The sequence below is a fragment of the Hydrogenophaga sp. 70-12 genome (assembly GCF_001897365.1).
Classification (GTDB): Bacteria; Pseudomonadota; Gammaproteobacteria; order Burkholderiales; family Burkholderiaceae_C; genus Hydrogenophaga; species Hydrogenophaga borbori.
Map to the genome: position 1 here is coordinate 1 of NZ_MKSS01000159.1, position 2,541 is coordinate 2,541.

Annotated in this window: 3 protein-coding genes; 2 read left to right on the top strand and 1 reads right to left on the bottom strand. The window is 71.5% G+C overall.

The features are described 5' to 3' along the window. On the top strand, window positions 1-514 hold a 514-nt coding region (locus BGO22_RS09635; RefSeq protein ID WP_286850472.1), incomplete at its 5' end, for a uracil-DNA glycosylase. Window positions 515-529: 15 nt separating this feature from the next. Here BGO22_RS09635 and BGO22_RS09640 read toward each other — a convergent pair. Continuing rightward, window positions 530-1,441, bottom strand: coding sequence for a DMT family transporter (locus BGO22_RS09640; protein WP_070399470.1), 912 nt, complete (start codon window positions 1,439-1,441; stop codon window positions 530-532). A gap of 75 nt (window positions 1,442-1,516) precedes the next feature. Between BGO22_RS09640 and pyrF the strand changes: the two genes are divergently transcribed. Beyond that, window positions 1,517-2,359, top strand: a complete 843-nt coding sequence (gene pyrF / locus BGO22_RS09645) for an orotidine-5'-phosphate decarboxylase (protein ID WP_204743291.1) — start codon at window positions 1,517-1,519, stop codon at window positions 2,357-2,359. Window positions 2,360-2,541 lie beyond the last annotated feature (182 nt).

A 2,541-nucleotide genomic window follows, 5' to 3' on the forward strand; every position in this document is an offset into this window, starting at 1 on the left:
CTGCGGCCTGTGCGAGTCGCGGCGCAACACCGTGTTCGGTGTCGGCCACACGGAGGCCGACTGGATGATCGTGGGCGAGGCCCCCGGCGAACAGGAAGACCGCCAGGGCGAGCCCTTCGTGGGCCCCGCCGGCCAGCTGCTCGACGCCATGCTGCGTGCCTGCGGGCGCGACCGCCAGGCCATGGACGCGCGCGGCGTGTTCATCGCCAACGTGCTCAAGTGCCGCCCGCCGGCCAACCGCAACCCGGCGCCCGAGGAAGTGGTGCAGTGCGAACCCTTCCTGTCGCGCCAGGTGGCGCTGGTGCGGCCCAAGCTGATCATCGCCATGGGCCGCTTCGCGGTGCAGTCGCTGCTCAAGACCACCGAGCCGATCGGCCGCCTGCGCGGGCGCCTGCACCGCTACGAGGGCGTGCCGGTCATCGTGACCTACCACCCGGCCTACCTGCTGCGCACGCCCATCGACAAGGCCAAGGCCTGGGCCGACCTGTGCCTGGCCATGGAGATCGATCGGTAGAGCCTGGCGCGGGCGCTAGGCCCTCGGCGGCTCGGCGCCCGGCGCGGCCGGCCTCGCCGGCCATAGCACGGCCGCGATCGCCAGCATGATCAGCGCCACCGCCACCCAGTCCTGCCAGTGCAGCACCTCGCCCAGCAGCCAGGCGCCGCTGAACACGCCCAGCACCGGGATCATCATCACGCTCAGCGTGGACGCGATCGGCGGCAGGTCGCGCGCCAGCACCAGCCAGGCCACCTGAGCGAAGGCGAACACGCCCAGCGCGTTGTAGACGATGGCCCACCACACGACCGGGCCGGGCATCACGCCCCAGGCCTCGCGCTCGAACAGCCAGGACAGGGCGCTCATCCAGACCGTGGTCAGCGCGATCATCCAGAACGAGATCGTCAGCGTGTCGTAGGGCAGCGTGGTGCGCCGCATCTGCTGGGTGCCCCAGGCCCACATCGCCGCGGCCAGCAGCATCATGCCCACCGCCAGCGGCGCCCCCGACAGGCGCACAAACTCATGCCACAGCAGCAGCAGCACGCCCAGGCCAGCCGCCGCCACGCCGCCCCAGGCGCGCACCGGCAGGCGCTGGCCGAACCACACCGCGCCCACGATGGCCGAGAACACCGGCATGGTGTAGCCCAGGATGGCCGCGCGCCCGCTGGACAGCGACTGGATCGCCAGCACCGCCAGCGTGTGCCAGAACAGCATGTTGATCACCGTGAGCCACGCCAGCTGGCCCCAGTGCTCGCGCGCCATCCGGAACGGCGCCCCGCGCCACCACAGCACGCCGGCCAGCACCGGCAGGCCGATCCACATGCTCAGGGCGCGAAAGGTGAGCGGCTGATAACCCGAGATGCCGATCTTCATGATCGGCCAGTTGATGCCCCACACCAGGGTGAGGAGGACGAGCAGAACCAGTTGCCGGCGCGATATCGAGTGCATGCCGCCGATCGTACGGTTGTTCCAAATCCCGTCCACCGGGCGGGCGGCCGAGGCCCCCACCTAAAATCCCGGCCCATGACCTTCATCGACCAGCTGCAGGCCGCCACCCGCGACAACGCGAGCCTGCTGTGCGTGGGCCTGGACCCGGACCCCGCCAAGTTCCCCGCGCACCTGAAGAACGACGCCTCGCGCATCCACGACTTCTGCGCCGCCATCGTCGATGCCACCGCCGACCTGGTCTGCGCCTTCAAGCCGCAGATCGCCTACTTCGCCGCGCACCGCGCCGAAGACCAGCTCGAGCGCCTGGTCGCGCACATGCGCCGCGCCGCGCCCGGCGTGCCCGTGATCCTCGACGCCAAGCGCGGCGACATCGGCGCCACCGCCGAGCAGTACGCCATCGAGGCCTTCGAGCGCTTCGGCGCCGACGCCGTCACGCTCTCGCCCTTCATGGGCTTCGACTCGGTGGAGCCCTACCTGCGCCGCCACGGCAAGGGCGCCTTCCTGCTGTGCCGCACCTCCAACCCCGGCGGCGACGACCTGCAGGCGCAGCGCCTGTCCTCCGTCGCCGGCGAGCCCCTGCTGTACGAGCACGTGGCGCGCCTCGCGCAAGGCCCCTGGAACCTCAATGGCCAGCTCGGCCTCGTGGTGGGCGCCACCTACCCAGCCGAGATCGCGCGCGTGCGCGAACTCGCGCCCACGCTGCCCCTGCTCATCCCCGGCGTGGGCGCGCAGGGCGGCGACGCCGCGGCCACCGTGCGCGCGGGCCTGCGCGTGCAGGGCGATGCCATCACCGGCCCCGTCGTCGTGAACTCCTCGCGCGCCATCCTCTACGCCTCGGCGGGCGACGATTTCGCCGCCGCGGCGCGCCAGGCGGCCCTCAAAACGCGTGATCAATTGCACGCGGCGCGCATCGGCTGAACGACCGGCGGCTTGACAAATACCCCCGTACGGTAAGCCGCTCAGCGGATGCGGCGACGCCACGACACCCCCCTGTAACCAAGCGCAACGCGCCATCGGCGCCCGCGGTCGCCTGCCTAGACTCGCGCCCCATCCAGATGGAGGGTGGCCATGGCGACGATCGAACAGGACGATCTGCCCAG